This window comes from Streptosporangium nanhuense, assembly GCF_059358815.1.
In genome coordinates, this window is sequence record NZ_JCADBG010000010.1 from 268,709 (window position 1) to 282,965 (window position 14,257).

Sequence of the window (14,257 nt, forward strand, 5' to 3'; positions counted from 1 at the left end):
CGCCCGGCGGCGGCGGGGGCGCGAGCCGTTCACCCCGGAAACCGGCATCCTGGCCCGGTGGTTACAGCATGGGGGCCGTCAAATCAGTTGCCGACGCCGTGCCCGGGTGCGGAAATTGAAGGGTCACCCGTGTCACGCGGGTGGTGGTGATCCGACGGGGCGTCCACCGGGAGCGGTGGCACGGGAGACCGGTTGAGAGGGGATGGTGTTCCGGCCTGCCATGCCCCGGACGGCTCTCACCCGGTCAGAACACCGTGAGGAGCGTGCCGCCTGCCGATGCCCCCTGATACCGGAACCACCACAGCCAGCAAGGACAAGAACACGGACGACAACGCGCACACCACCGCCGACACCGACCCCCCGGCCTCGCGGCCCCTTCCCTCTCGCCGCGCCAGAGCGGGCTCCCTGTGGCGGTTGAGGTCCTACCTCCGCCCGTACGTCGTCCCCCTGGTCGCCATCTGGGTGGTGTCCTTCGCCGCGGTCGCGATCGGCATCGCCATCCCGCTGATCGGCAGGGAGATCATCGACGGCCCCGTCGCCCGGGGCGACACCGGGGCCGTGCCTCCCCTCGCGCTGCTCGCCCTGGGACTGGGCGTGGTCGAGGCGCTGATGGTCTTCATGAGGCGGTGGCTGCTGGCCGCCGCCGTCCTGGGCCTGGAGACCAGCATCCGCGACGACCTCTACGCCCACCTGCAGCGGCTGCCGATGGGCTTCCACGCCTCCTGGCAGTCGGGCCAGCTGCTGTCCCGGGCGACGACCGACCTGTCGACGATCCGGCGCTTCCTCGGCTTCGGCCTGCTCTTCCTCGTCCTGACCACCGTCCAGATCGCGACGGTGACCGGGCTGCTGCTCCACATGTACTGGCCGCTCGGGCTGCTGGTCGTCGCCTCGGCGGTGCCGATCATGTTCACCACCCTGCGCTTCGAGCGCACCTACATCACCATCTCCCGGCGGGTCCAGGACGAGCAGGGCGACCTCGCCACGGTCGTCGAGGAGTCGGCGGCGGGCATCCGTACGATCAAGGCGTTCGGCCGGGGCCGGTACGTCTCCGGGATCTTCGAGGAAGGAGCGCTGAAGATATACCGGACCTCGATGGAGAAGGTCCGGCTGTCGGCCAGGTTCTTCACCTTCCTGGAGGTGATCCCGAACATCACCCTCGCGCTCGTGCTGCTGCTCGGCGCCCTGGCGGTCGGCTCCGGCACGCTGACGCTGGGCACGCTGGTGGCCTTCGCCACCCTGATGCTGCAGCTGGTCTGGCCCATCTCCGCGCTCGGTTTCATCCTGACGATGGGACAGGAGGCGATGACCGCGGCGGACCGGGTGATGGAGGTGCTCGACACCGAACCGGAGATCGTCGGGGGCACCGGCGTGATCGAGCGGCCCCGGGGGCACCTGCGTTTCGAGGGGGCGGGGTTCACCTTCCCCGGCGCCGAGGAACCGGTGCTCCACGACGTGTGGCTGGAGGTACGGCCGGGAGAGACCGTGGCGGTCGTGGGCGCGACGGGGTCGGGCAAGACCACGCTGACCTCCCTGGTGCCCCGGCTGTACGACGTCGGCGCCGGCCGGGTCACGATCGACGGGGTCGACGTCCGCGACCTGCCGCTGACCACGCTGCGCTCGACGGTCGCCACGGCCTTCGAGGAGCCGACGCTGTTCTCGATGAGCGTCAGGGAGAACCTCACGCTGGGGCGGCACGACGCGAGCGAGGAGGAGATCGAGCAGGCGCTGCGGATCGCCCAGGCCGGGTTCGTCCACGCGCTGCCGTGGGGGCTGGAGACCAGGATCGGCGAGCAGGGCATGTCCCTGTCCGGCGGCCAGCGCCAGCGGCTCGCGCTGGCCCGCGCGGTTCTCAGCCGTCCCAGGATCCTCGTGCTGGACGACACGCTGTCGGCCCTGGACGTCGAGACCGAGGCCCTGGTGGAGGAGGCGCTGCGGCACGTGCTGCGCGAGGCCACCGGGATCGTCGTCGCCCACCGGGCCTCCACCGTGCTCCTCGCCGACAGGGTGGCCCTGCTGCTGGACGGCACGATCGCCCACGTCGGCGAGCACCACGAACTCATGGCGAGCGTGCCCGAGTACCGCGCGCTGCTGTCGGCCGACCCGGACGCCGAGGAGGCACGGCTGTGAGCGTGACCGAACCTTCCACCGACCCTTCCAAACCCTCCGGGCCCTCCGGACCCTCCGGCGAACCTTCCGACCCCTCCGCCCCCTCCGGTGCCGAGACCGCGAACGACCCGAACGGCTCGAACCGGTCCCGGGAGTGGCGGGGGGTCGCGGCGGAGAACCAGGACGAGCTGTCGGCACGGGTGTCCTTCCTGCTGCGCGACAGGTCCAGGCGGCTGCTCGGCGACCTGCTGCGCCCGTACCGCAGGGAGATCTTCCTGCTCGTCGCGATCATCGTGACCTGCAACGTCGCCTCGCTCGCCATCCCCTACCTGGTCAAGGTGGGCATCGACGCGGGCATCCCGCCGATGGTGGCGGGCGCGGGGCCCCGGACGCTGGTGACGGTCGTCGCGGCGATCCTGGCGGCGGCGGCCGTCCAGCTGGTGACCCGGCGGATATTCCTCAGGATGGCCGGGCGCATCGGCCAGAGCATCCTGCTGGAGCTGCGGCGGCGGGTGTTCGTCCACTTCCAGAGGCTGTCGCTGTCGTTCCACGAGGACTACACCTCGGGCCGGGTCGTCTCCCGGCTCACCTCCGACATCGACGCCATCTCCGAGATGCTGCAGTCGGGGTTCGACGACCTCGTCACCGCCGTGCTGACCCTGGTGGGCACGGCGGTCCTGCTGCTCGTCCTGGACGTCCACCTCGGCGTGGTCGCGCTGCTCCCGCTGCCGGTCCTGATGCTGTTCACCGGCTGGTTCCGGCGCCAGTCGAGCATCATCTACCGCAGGACCCGGGAGACCGTTGCCCTGGTGATCGTCCACTTCGTGGAGTCGATGGCCGGCATGCGCGCGGTCCAGGCGTTCCGCGGGGAGCCGCGCAACCAGGAGATCTTCTCCCAGCTGAACGCCGACTACCGCGACGCCAACCGGCGGAGCATGCACCTGGTCGCGATCTTCTCTCCGGGCGTCAAGCTGATCGGGAACGTGACGATCGCGGCCGTCCTGTTCTACGGAGGCATGCTGGCGATCCAGAAGGAGGTCACGGTGGGCGTGCTGGCCGCCTTCCTGCTCTACCTGCGCCAGTTCTACGAGCCGATGCAGGAGATCAGCCAGTTCTATAACACGTTCCAGTCCGCCGGGGCGGCGCTGGAGAAGCTCTCCGGCGTGCTGCAGGAGCGTCCCGTGGTGGCCGAGCCCGGCGACCCGGTGACGCTGGAGCGGCCACGCGGGAGGATCGAGTTCCAGAGCGTGGAGTTCTCCTACCTGGACGGCACCCCCGTGATCCCCGGGCTGGACCTGACGGTCCCCGCCGGGCAGACCGTCGCACTGGTCGGCACCACCGGGGCGGGCAAGACCACGCTCGCGAAGCTGGTCTCCAGGTTCTACGACCCGGTGGCGGGCCGGGTGCTGCTGGACGGCGTCGACCTGCGCGACCTCGGCGAGGAGTCCCGGCACGCGGCGGTGGTCCTGGTCACCCAGGAGAACTTCCTGTTCAGCGGGTCGGTGGCGGACAACATCAGGTTCGGCCGGCCGGACGCGAGCATGGCCGACGTGGTGGCGGCGGCCCGCTCGATCGGCGCCGACGCGTTCGTCTCCGCGCTTCCCGAGGGGTACGACACCCAGGTCGGCAAGCACGGCGGCCGGCTGTCGGCCGGGCAGCGGCAGCTGGTGGCGTTCGCCAGGGCGTTCCTGGCCGACCCGGCGGTGCTGATCCTCGACGAGGCGACGTCCAGCCTGGACGTCTCCAGCGAGCGGCTGGTGCAGCGGGCGATGCGGACGGTCCTGGCGGACCGGACGGCCCTCATCATCGCGCACCGCCTGTCGACCGTCGAGATCGCCGACCGGGTGCTGGTGATGGACGGCGGCAGGATCATGGAGGACGGGCCGCCCGGCGAGCTCATCGGGCGGGCGGGCCGCTACGCCGACCTGCACCGCGCCTGGCTCGACAGCATCTCCGACCACCGCGACGTCCCCGGCTGACGGCGAGGATGCGGACGAACGCCTCCCGCCGAGGTCCGGCTCGTCGCCTGACCGGCCGCGGCGTCCCCGACGGGACGTGCCGGCCTCGGCGGGAGGCGTTCGTCCGGGAGGTGTTCGTCCGGGAGGTGTTCGTCCGTGCTCACCGGACGCGGCGCGAGCCCCCGGTCGCGCTACCAGGCGGTCGCGCCGCCGTCGACCGGGTAGTTGGCGCCGGTGATGTACGACGCCCGGTCGGAGGCGAGGAAGGCCGCCAGCTCGACGATCTCCTCGGGCCGGGCGAAACGCTTGAGGAGCGTCTTGCGGGTTATCGCGTCCCGGGCCGCCTGGTCGTCCCCGAGGTCGCGGTCGCTGGCCGGGGTCAGGGTGGGCCCGGGACTGATCGCCACCGCGCGGATCCCGTGGCGCGCGCCCTCGAGCGCGAGTTGCCGTGTCATGCCGATGACGCCGGCGTTCGCCGCGCTGTGCGCGATCATCGGGGGGACCTCGCCGGCGATCATGCCGGCCATGGACGCGATGTTGATGATGACGCCGCCACCGCGCCGGACCAGGTGCGGCCAGGCGAACTTCGACACGAAGAAGGGGATGTCGAGTTCACCGGCCATGGTCACCCGCCAGTCGCCGACCGGGAAGCCGGGCATCGGGCCGAAGCGTTGTATGGCCGCGTTGTTGTAGATCACGTCGAGGCCGCCGTGGACGGCCGCGGCGTCCTCGACGAGCTGCCGCGCCTGCTCAGGGTCGGTGAGATCGACCGGCGCGATGCCCGTCATCTCACCGCCGGCGCGACGCACGAGTTCGACCGTCTCGTCGTTGGCGTCGGCCTGGATGTCGCACCCGACGACCTTCGCGCCCTCCCTCGCGAAGATCAGCGACGCGACGCGGCCCTGACCTCCCGCGGTGCCGGTGATCAGCACTACCTTCCCGTCCAGCGTTCCCATGGGAAGTCCTCCTTGTCCGTGGTGTGTCCGCCCTCGCCGGATCGGTCCGGGGGGCGTTGCGTTCAGCGGGTGCGCATCGGTGCGAGCGCCGTGCTCCACGCCACGACCTGGCCCAGCATCGCGGTGAGCGACTCGAGCTGGAAGTCGCTGGGCCTGAACACGCTGAAGTTCTCGAAGTCGGTGAAGAGCGACAGCGCCACCTGGTTTCGCACGTCGGCCATCTGGAGCTCGCCGGCGATCAGGCGCAGATGTTCCACGGCGCGGGTGCCCCCGGCCGAGCCGTAGCTGACGAACCCGACGGCCTTGTTGTTCCACTCGCCGTACAGGAAGTCGATGGCGTTCTTCAGCGCCCCCGACGTCGAGTGGTTGTACTCAGGCGTCACCATGACGAATCCGTCGAACGAGGCGATCTTGTTCGCCCACGTCAGGGTGTGCGGCCGGGTGTACTGGCCCATCGACGCCGGCAGCGCCTCGTCGAGGTGCGGGAGCCGGTAGTCGAGCAGGTCGACGAGTTCGAACTCCGCGTCGGTCCGCTGGGCGGCGACCTGCTGCACCCAGCGGGCGACGGCCTCCCCGTTACGTCCGGGGCGGGTGCTGCCGAGGATGATCCCGATTCTGGTCATGGTGGACTCCGCTTCCTTTGACGGTAGGTACTTGCTTCGTCAAGAAAGGAACGTACTAGTACTTGCTGCGTGAAGCAAGTAGCATGTGCTCATGACCGCAACGCAGCCATCGCGACCCCTCACCCCTGACGAGGACAGACTGATCCGGGCCCTACCCCGCCTGATGTACGCGCTGCCCCGCGCGATCGACGCCGACATGATCCGTGAGCAGCAACTGCCGCTCGTCGAGTGGACGGCCCTCATGCGGTTGTCGGAGGCGCCGCGGCAGCGGATGCGGATGGGCGAGCTCGCGGCCGCCTGCGAACTCTCGCTGAGCGGGATGACCCGCGTCGTCACGCGCCTGGCGGGCCAAGGCCTGATCGAACGGGTCAGGTGCGACGACGACGCCCGCGGGTGGAGCGCCGTCCTCACCGACGCCGGTCTCGCCCGCCTGGAACGGGCGTGGCCGAGCAACCTGGCCAGCGTGCGCCGGCACCTCCTCGACCACCTGGAAGGCGTCGACCTCGCCCTGCTCGCCCGCGCGCTTCACCACGTCCCGATCAACGACTGACCGGAGGGAGTGCGCCCGGGAGGCGGGGCGCGGGCCGGAACGGGGTGCCCGAAATTTTGGGCACCCGATTTCCGGCGGCCCCTGAACCCCCGGAGCGGGGTCCGCGTATCTCAGGGCGGAACGGCACGAATGATCCTTCCCACCCGCAGGAAAGGGGCAGTGATCTCGATGAGCACCCGGCGATCGCGCAAACGACGGTCTTTGGCCGCCACCTTGCTGGTCTCCGCCATGTTGGTCACCGGGTGCTCATCAGCGGCCGCGACGAACGCCACCTCCGTCCAGGCGGCGGGACTGGCCGGAGACCGGGCGGACGCGGATGTCCGTTTCTCCCAGGAGATGATCCCCCACCACCGACAGACGATCCAGCTCGCCGGCCTGGTCGAGGGCCGGAGCGACAACCCGTACGTGCGCGACCTGGCCGCGAAGGTCAAGGAAGAGGAGTCGCACGACATCGACCTGATGTCCGGCTGGCTGCAGTCGTGGAACGTCGAGGTACCGGCGGAGAACGACAAGGCCGTGCACGACATGCCGGGCATGCTGTCCGCCACCCAGATCTCCTCCCTGGAGAGGCGGTCGGGTGCCGCCTTCGACAAGCTGTGGCTGAGCGTGCTGGGCAAGCACCTCAACAGCGGTGTCCAGATGGCCCAGGTCGCGATCGCGCTGGGCAGGCACCGGCCCACCACCCAGCTGGCGGAGAAGATGATCGCCGGACAGCGCGCCCAGATCGCCGAGATCGCCGAGAGACTCGCCTGATCCCTCGTACCTCCGGAGGGCGGGCTTCCCAGGAGCGGCCCGCCACCCGGAGGTACGAGTATCTTCAAAGGGGCACAAGCGCGAGGCACCGCCGGGTCGCGGTGCCGACGGCGACGCCGGAGGGTAACCGGCGTGTCCGGCCATCCGTTCCCCGCTGGAGATCTCATGAGCATGACCGGCAGGCGCCCCGTCCTCGCGGACTCCGTACGGATCACCGAGGACGCCGTGGAGATCCTCGACCGCCGGGTGTACCCCTTCGAGCACCGCTGGGTGCGCTGTGTCACCAGCGAGGACGTCGCGGTGGCCATCGAGCGGATGGTCACGCAGAGCACGGGCCCCTCGTTCGCGGCGACCGCCGGGATGACACTGGCCGCCCGCGAGGCGCGGGGCGAGCCGCCGGGCCGGGCGGCGGCGCGGCTGCGCGGGGCGGGCGACCGGCTGATCGCGACCCGGCCCACGAACAACCACATCCGCGACGCCGTGGAGGCCGTCCTGGCCGCCACGGTGGACGGGCCGCTGCCCGAGGCGCACGGGGACGAGCTGGTGGAGGCCGTGACCCGGGCGGCGGCCGGGCACGACGCCGCCTACCTCGCCGGCAGCGCGGCCATGGGCAGGCACGCGGCGGCGCTGCTCGACGACGGCGCCCGCGTCCTCACCCACTGCTGGGCGGACGCCTACCTGATCGCGACCGTCGAGGCCGCGCAGGAGGCGGGCAAGCGGCTGGAGTTCGTCTGCACCGAGACCCGGCCCTATCTGCAGGGAGCGCGGCTGACCGCGCCGACGCTGGTGGAGATGGGCTACCGGCCCACCCTGATCACCGACGGGATGGTGGCCTCGGTGCTGTCCGACGGGCTCGCCGACGTGGCGCTGACCGCGGCGGACCGGGTGACGATGGACGGGCACGTGGTGAACAAGGTCGGCACGCTCGGGGTGGCGCTGGCCGCCCGCGCCTTCGACGTCCCGTACTACGTGATAATCCCGGCGCCCGACCCGCGGGCTCCGGGGATCGACGACGTCGTCATCGAGCGGCGGGACGGCGACGAGGTCCTGCACGTCCTGGGGACGCGCACCGCGGGCGAGGGCGTGACCGGCCACTACCCGGCCTTCGACGCCACCCCGCCGCACCTGGTGACGAGGATCGTGACCGAGCGCGGCGCCTACCCCGCCGAGCGCGTGTCGGAGCACTTCGGACCCGCGGAGGGCTCGGGACCGCCGAACGGCGCCGCCCGTACCTGACGGGAGGCGCCGCCCGCCCGCGACGAACGGCACCGCCCACCCGAGGAGCGGTGCGCTCGCCCATGACGAACGGCACCGCCCGCCCGGCGAGCGGTGTGCTCGCCCGTGACGGACGGTGCCGTTCGCGTCTGTCTCGCGGCCTGTCTCGGTTCGGCCTGTCTCGGTTCGGCCTACCTCAGCTCGAAGGCGCGGACGATCGTCTGCTCGACGGCGTTGCCCCTCTCGTCACCGGCGCCGGCCCGCAGGCTGACGTACCGGGCGCGGGCCGGGGCGTTCAGCCTGGCCCTCCACCCGTCGCCGGCGCGGGTCAGGCGCTCGGTGCGCCAGGTGGCGCCGTCGTCGTAGGAGACCTGGAGCTTGCCCGAACGGATCGTGGACGACTTCGGCCCGCCCGGCAGGTGCGAGGGGAGCAGGGTGAGGGCGGCCGAGCGGGAGGCCCTGCCGTCCGCGCCGGTGTCCACGGCGTAGTCGAGCTGCACCAGCGGCAGCCGGACCGGCTCGGCGGAGCCGGAGGGCGCCGAGGTGAAGTCCCACACGGTCCGCGTGGTGGTGGAGGTCGGGTGGACCGTGGCGTCGCGTTCCGTCGTGGTGACGAGGCGGTAGGGAAGCCTGGCCTGGCCGACCTCTGCGTCCAGGACGTAGCCGGGCGTCTCGGCGACGAGGGTGTCCCCCTGGTGGAGCGACGTCAGCTGGTCGATCTGGCCGATGCCGGAGAGACCGACGTGGTCGGCGCCGGAGTCACCCCAGCCGGGCACCTGGACGCGGAGGGTGTCGCCCTCGCGGACCGGGAGCGCGATGGAGTCGTTCACCCTCGGGCGCTGGATCGGGCCGAACCACTGCTCGCCGGTGGTGCTCCCCGCCCGGTAGGACCTCTCCCCCGAGAACTGCCACGTCGCCCGCGGGACCTCCGCCTCGGACGTCCAGCGCACGGAGTCTCCCGGGGTGACCCAGTCGGTGCGCTCGCGCTTCGACCTGCTCAGCAGCGTGTAGCCCACCTTGGTGTTCAGGCCGGGGACGACGTCGAAGCGGTACTCGAACACCTCGGCCGCCGGGTCGTTGCGGAAGTCGACGTCGACCCGCGCCAGGTCGTGGTGCGCGGGACGGTAGGTCAGGTCGCCGGGCACGGACTGCTCCCAGCGCCGGACCAGGTCGTAGAGGTAGGCGGTGTCGGGCTTGGAGACCGTGCGCAGCCGGACGGATCCCTTCCCGAGGCGGGAGATGAGCTGCTCGCCCTCGTCCCTGGTCAGTGACGCCACGGTCAGGGGCGTCCTCCTGATCGGCTCGCGGAGCCGTCCCACCTCGTCGTTGACGACCAGCAGCAGCTTCGCCCCGGCGGCCACGGCGGCGGGCACCTGGTCGTCCAGGTCGCCGTAGCGCACGACCGCGATCTTCCCCTTGACGTCCAGCCCGGCGTAGTCGGCCGTGCGGCCCCCGCCGGCGAAGACGGCGGGCAGGTCCTGCGAGCCCTCGGGCAGGAGCCCCGCCCCCGGCAGGATCCACAGGTCGTCGTACGTCTGCCCGCCCGAGCGCACGGTCAGCAGCGGCTGGATCTTGCGCCAGCGCGTGCCGATGGACAGCCGTCCCTCGCGCACCCGCTTCGTGGGCTGGATCCAGACGCTGTCGTACCCGGTGCCGAGCGTGTAGGAGTCGGCTACGGAGGCCGTGTCGCCCAGCGTGCGGTGGTAGTCGATCCGGGTCTCGGCGTCGGCGCTCTCCTGGGGCGTGACGGCCTTCGCCTCGCGCACGCCGGCGGCGTCCAGGGTCACGACGGTGTCGTCCTTGACGGTGACCAGGGGTTCGTTGAGCAGCGCGAAACCGAGCGAGGAGGGACCGTGCGTGCCTCGCACCTCGCCCCACATCCACACCGAGTACCTGCCCTGGGGCACCAGGACGTCCACCTCTCCGGTGTAGGTGAGGAAGCTGTAGTAGCCGCCAGCCGGGTCGCCCTCCCGCAGGAGGCTGATCTGGCCGCTCATCGGGGCGCCGTCGCGGTCCTTGGCCTTGATGACGAGGTGGCGGGGCCGGTCCTCGGTGCTGACGCCGACGACGGTGCGGGCGAGCACCGGGCCGCCGCCCGCGGACGCCTCGATCCACCCGGTGTAGCCGTTCTTCTCCGACACGCGGTCCAGGTCGGCGGTGACGGTGACGGTGCCGCTGCCGCCCGCCGGGACGACGACCCGGGAGGCGGACAGGGCGAACAGGCCGTCGGGGGCACCGGCGACCTTGAGCGCCAGGTCGAGGGTGACCTCGGTGCCGGAGGTGTTGGTGTAGGTGACCTGCCGCTCGGCCTCGCCGCCCTGCTCATCCTCCAGCGGGTGGATGCCCAGGTAGGCGCTGCCGGTGGCGAACAGGGTGGCGGTGGTGGCGGCCCGCGCGTCCAGGCGGCCGGTGCCGGCCTGGTAGGCGGTGTAGTCCGGGGTGGCCTTGGACGTGCTCATCAGGGCGTCCTTGAGCTGCCCGCCGGTCCAGCCGGGGTGCGCGGCGGCCAGGAGGGCGGCGGCGCCCGCGACGTGCGGGGTGGCCATCGAGGTGCCGCTCATGGTCGTGTACGGGCCCTCGCCCGTCTGCGCGTACTGGGACCTGGCCGCCAGCACGCCGACGCCGGGAGCGCTGAGCTCCGGCTTGAGCGCGCCGTCGACCAGCCTCGGGCCCCGGCTGGAGAAGTCGGCGAGGTGGTCGGAGGTGTCCACCGCCGCGATGGTGAGGGCCGCGTCGGCGGCGCCCGGGGCGCCCACCGTGCGCTCGGAGGGCCCGGCGTTGCCCGCCGCGATGGTGAACAGGGCGCCGGTCTCGGCGCTGAGCGCGTTGACGGCCTGGCTCATCGGGTCGGTGCCGTCGGTGGGCGCGTCGGTGCCGAGGCTCATGCTGATGACCTTGGCCTTCCGGTCCCTGGCGGCCCACTCCATGCCGGCCACGATCCAGGAGTCCTGCCCCTGGCCCTGGTCGCTGAGGACCTTGCCGACGTGCAGCTCCGCTCCGGGGGCGACGCCCTTCTCCTTGCCGCCCGAGGCGGCGCCGGTGCCGGCGATCGTGGAGGCGACGTGGGTGCCGTGGCCGTGCCGGTCGGTGACCTCCTCGCCGGGCACGAAGCTGGCGGAGGACTCGATCCGGCCGCTCAGGTCGGGGTGGCCCGCGTCGACGCCGGTGTCCAGGACGGCGACGTCGACGCCCTCGCCGGTGTTGCCCGCCGCCCAGACCTCGGGGGCGCCGATCTGCGCCACGGTGTCGGCCAGGTCGACCTTGACCTTGCCGTCCAGCCAGACCTTCGCGACACCGCCCGTGAAGGCGGGCGCGGCGTTCCCGCGCCCGCCTTCACGGGCACCGGGCGCCGTGGCCCGGCCGCCGGTGAGCGCGGACCAGAAGCTCGCGGCCCTGTCGCGGTCCTCGGTGACGGCCGCGCCCTTGATGCTGCTGAGGGTACGGACCTTCGTGGCACCCTCGGGCAGCGACTTCGCGGCGCGGGCCGCGGAGGCGTCCGCGTAGGTGACGATCAGCGGGAGGTGGTCGACGTGAGCGTCGTCGTAGCCGTCGGCCAGCAGGAGGGTGACGTTGAACAGCCGCCTGTCGAGCAGCCCCGCGGAGAGGTAGGGCATCGCGCTGTCGGGATAGACGTAGGTGTCGGTGCCCACCGTGGTGACGCGGGCGCCGACGGGTTCGCCGTCGGGGCCCCGCACCACCGTGGTGCCGGTCCCGGTGCCGCCGGAGCGGACCGTGACCTTGTCACCGGTGATCAGGGTGATGGTACGGGTGACCGCCGCGGCGCCGTGGGCGGATGTTCCCGCGGCCGGTACGGGGTCGAGCCGGATGGTGTCAAGCCTGGTGGTGGCGTACGTCGGCGGGGTCACCGCGAGTACCGCCAGGGCGACCGCGGCGGCGAGCAGCCGCGATCCGCCGTAGGGCATGAGTGCCAAGTGGGTTCCTTGACTCGAACGGTTCAGGGGGACGCGACAGCGATGGCGGCGGTTTTTGTCCTCTAGCAAGGAGAGAAACGGACGACCGTATCTGCCAAAGGACAATGTGGTGATTCCTGACCGCCCGCGTCAACAGGAGTCGCGTTACGCGTTCGATTCATAAGTTCACTTTTCTGGACATGTGTTATGAAAAGCACCCATATTTCGACAAAGTAGTTAATCGGTTACAGGCAGCCCTGCAACGAGGAGAAGCCCGGCGCCAACGGAAGGTGACCACCGGCGAACGCGTGGATGACACGCCGTCACGACAACGGTGAGCCCGCGCGGAAGCGGCGCCGCCCACGGGAACCGGCACCGCTCGCGGGAACGGCACCGCCCACGGGAACCGGCACCGCTCGCGGGAACGGCACCGCTCGCGGGAACGGCACCGCTCGCGGGAACGGCGCGACGCCCCCGCGCGGGAACGAACCCTCGCGAAGGGCGGCACAGCACGAAGGCCCCTCTCGCGGCGGCGAGAGGGGCCTTCGGGTACGGAACCGGACGAGCCGGAGAGCGCGGCCAGGATCAGCTGGCGGTGCCGGCGGTCTCCTGCTCCGCGGCGCGACGCCTCTCCTCCTCCTCGATCGCCTCGACCGTCTCGTTGTCGCGGTCACGGCGGTACTCGCGGACCGAGTAGGCGATGGCGGCGGCCCAGATGATCGCGATGGTGATGTAGGCGACGGTCTGCACGCCGCTGGAGGCGTCGATCCAGTCGCTGCGCAGCAGGGTCCGGATGTTGGTCAGGACGATGACACCGCCGACGGCGGAGCCCAGGATGCGCGGCGGGATGTGCCGGACCAGCCAGGCGGCGATGGGGGCCGCGATGACGCCGCCGATCAGCAGCACGGCGACCCAGGAGAAGTTGATGTTCTCGGAGCCGATGCCGTAGAAGAAGCCGATGCTGGCGGCGACGGCGACCAGGAACTCGCTGGCGTCGATGGAACCGATCACCTTGCGCGGCGCCAGACGGCCGCTGGCCAGGATCGCCGGGGTGCCGACCGGGCCCCAGCCGCCGCCACCGGTGGCGTCGACGAATCCGCCGACCAGGCCGAGGGGCGCGAGGAAGCGCTTGCGCAGCGGCTTGCCCAGGTTGCCGCGCGGGAGGCCGAAGGCCGTGAAGCGGACCAGGACGTAGAGGCCCAGCGCGAGCAGGATGATCGACATGACCGGTGCCGCGACCTCGGTGGAGAGGCCGGACAGGAAGGTGGCTCCCGCGAACGCGCCGACGGCGCCGGGGATACCGATCTTGGCGACGACCTTCCAGTCGATGTTGTTGAAGCGCCAGTGGGATATGCCCGAGGCGAGGGTCGTGCCGATCTCGGCGAGGTGGACGGTGGCCGAGGCGGCGGCGGGGTTGGTGCCGATGGCCAGGAGCAGCGTCGTCGATGTGACACCGTAGGCCATGCCGAGGCTTCCGTCGACGAGCTGTGCCGCGAAGCCGACCAGGCCTAAGAGGATGAGCGCACGCACAACGCCCCCCTTCCTGTTTTTCCTACTCTGTTGATAGGAATTATCGTGATTGAATGCCAACGCGGCGTCAAGTCACGTTTCGAGCAAGGCGTCTCAAGGTATGGGAATCTTCATCCCACGCACGGTTTCAGGCCCTGCGCCGCCTGCCCGCCTCGGCCACCGGCGAAAGGAGCGCCGCCAGGCTGACGGTGTCGACGATGGCGTTTATGGAGGTCTCGATGTTCCGCCACACCGTGCGCAATCGCACCGCCTCCCCGAAGTAGGCCACCTCGCCGGTCGGCAGCCCCCGTACCGAGGTCAGCTCGCCGGCGACGGCGCGCAGGACGTCGCCGACCGAGATGTCGACGGGCGGCCGGGTGAGCGTGAAGCCGCCCTCGTGGCCCCGCTGGGCGAAGACGAGGTCGGCGCGGCGCAGGTCGGTCAGGATGCCGCGCAGGAAACTCGCCGGGATCTCCTGCGCCTGGGCCATCGTCTCCGACTTGACCGGGGCGGGATCGCTCAGCGCGATGACCAGCATCGCCCTTATGGCGTAGTCGCTCCGGGCCGTGATGTGCATCCGAAAGTCCCCCCGACGGTGCGCCTCTGCCGCTGGCCGATGACCTCATGTGGGCTGGTCTCGCTTAAATCTACTATCTCTATAGGTTAACTGTGAATT

At 71.2% G+C, this 14,257-nt stretch carries 11 protein-coding genes; 5 read left to right on the forward strand and 6 right to left on the reverse strand.

All coding sequences use genetic code 11. The features are described from left to right. Window positions 1-276 precede the first annotated feature (276 nt). Window positions 277-2,127 (forward strand): ABC transporter ATP-binding protein, encoded by a 1,851-nt coding sequence (locus AC5L38_RS21085; RefSeq protein WP_495244522.1) that lies wholly within the window; start codon window positions 277-279, stop codon window positions 2,125-2,127. A 2-nt stretch (window positions 2,128-2,129) separates the two neighbouring features. After that, window positions 2,130-4,085, forward strand: a complete 1,956-nt coding sequence (locus AC5L38_RS21090) for an ABC transporter ATP-binding protein (RefSeq protein ID WP_495244523.1) — start codon at window positions 2,130-2,132, stop codon at window positions 4,083-4,085. Window positions 4,086-4,255: 170 nt separating this feature from the next. Here AC5L38_RS21090 and AC5L38_RS21095 read toward each other — a convergent pair whose 3' ends face one another. Together AC5L38_RS21095 and AC5L38_RS21100 are read right to left on the reverse strand one after the other, a co-directional pair. Further along, entirely contained in the window at window positions 4,256-5,020 is a 765-nt protein-coding gene (locus AC5L38_RS21095; RefSeq protein WP_495244524.1) for an SDR family NAD(P)-dependent oxidoreductase, read from the reverse strand. Window positions 5,021-5,082: 62 nt separating this feature from the next. Beyond that, a complete protein-coding gene (locus tag AC5L38_RS21100) occupies window positions 5,083-5,643 on the reverse strand; it encodes an NADPH-dependent FMN reductase (protein WP_495244525.1) in 561 nt (186 codons plus the stop codon). A gap of 91 nt (window positions 5,644-5,734) precedes the next feature. Here AC5L38_RS21100 and AC5L38_RS21105 point away from each other — a divergent pair, with 91 nt between their 5' ends. Beyond that, window positions 5,735-6,193, forward strand: a complete 459-nt coding sequence (locus AC5L38_RS21105) for a MarR family winged helix-turn-helix transcriptional regulator (RefSeq protein WP_495244526.1) — start codon at window positions 5,735-5,737, stop codon at window positions 6,191-6,193. A 110-nt stretch (window positions 6,194-6,303) separates the two neighbouring features. On the opposite strand, the gene AC5L38_RS21110 is transcribed toward AC5L38_RS21105, so the two are convergent. Further along, window positions 6,304-6,432 carry a hypothetical protein gene (locus tag AC5L38_RS21110; protein ID WP_495244527.1) on the reverse strand — a complete coding sequence of 43 codons (129 nt, stop codon included), beginning with the start codon at window positions 6,430-6,432 and terminating at the stop codon, window positions 6,304-6,306. On the opposite strand from AC5L38_RS21110, the gene AC5L38_RS21115 reads away from it, so the two are divergent. Both AC5L38_RS21115 and AC5L38_RS21120 read left to right on the forward strand, forming a co-directional pair. Next, complete coding sequence (locus tag AC5L38_RS21115; RefSeq protein WP_495244528.1) at window positions 6,422-6,946, forward strand: DUF305 domain-containing protein; 525 nt, start codon at window positions 6,422-6,424, stop codon at window positions 6,944-6,946. The two genes, AC5L38_RS21110 and AC5L38_RS21115, sit on opposite strands and share 11 nt — an antisense overlap. 165 nt (window positions 6,947-7,111) lie before the next feature. Further along, entirely contained in the window at window positions 7,112-8,182 is a 1,071-nt protein-coding gene (locus AC5L38_RS21120; protein ID WP_495244529.1) for a translation initiation factor eIF-2B alpha/beta/delta subunit family protein, read from the forward strand. A 170-nt stretch (window positions 8,183-8,352) separates the two neighbouring features. Here the strand turns inward: AC5L38_RS21120 and AC5L38_RS21125 are convergent, their stop codons facing one another. From AC5L38_RS21125 to AC5L38_RS21135, 3 genes are all read right to left on the reverse strand, one after another. After that, window positions 8,353-12,084 (reverse strand): S8 family serine peptidase, encoded by a 3,732-nt coding sequence (locus AC5L38_RS21125; protein WP_495244569.1) that lies wholly within the window; start codon window positions 12,082-12,084, stop codon window positions 8,353-8,355. Window positions 12,085-12,657: 573 nt separating this feature from the next. Next, on the reverse strand, window positions 12,658-13,602 hold the full coding sequence (locus AC5L38_RS21130) for a sulfite exporter TauE/SafE family protein (RefSeq protein ID WP_495244530.1): 945 nt from the start codon (window positions 13,600-13,602) through the stop codon (window positions 12,658-12,660). A gap of 127 nt (window positions 13,603-13,729) precedes the next feature. Further along, a complete protein-coding gene (locus AC5L38_RS21135) occupies window positions 13,730-14,158 on the reverse strand; it encodes an RrF2 family transcriptional regulator (RefSeq protein ID WP_495244531.1) in 429 nt (142 codons plus the stop codon). Window positions 14,159-14,257 lie beyond the last annotated feature (99 nt).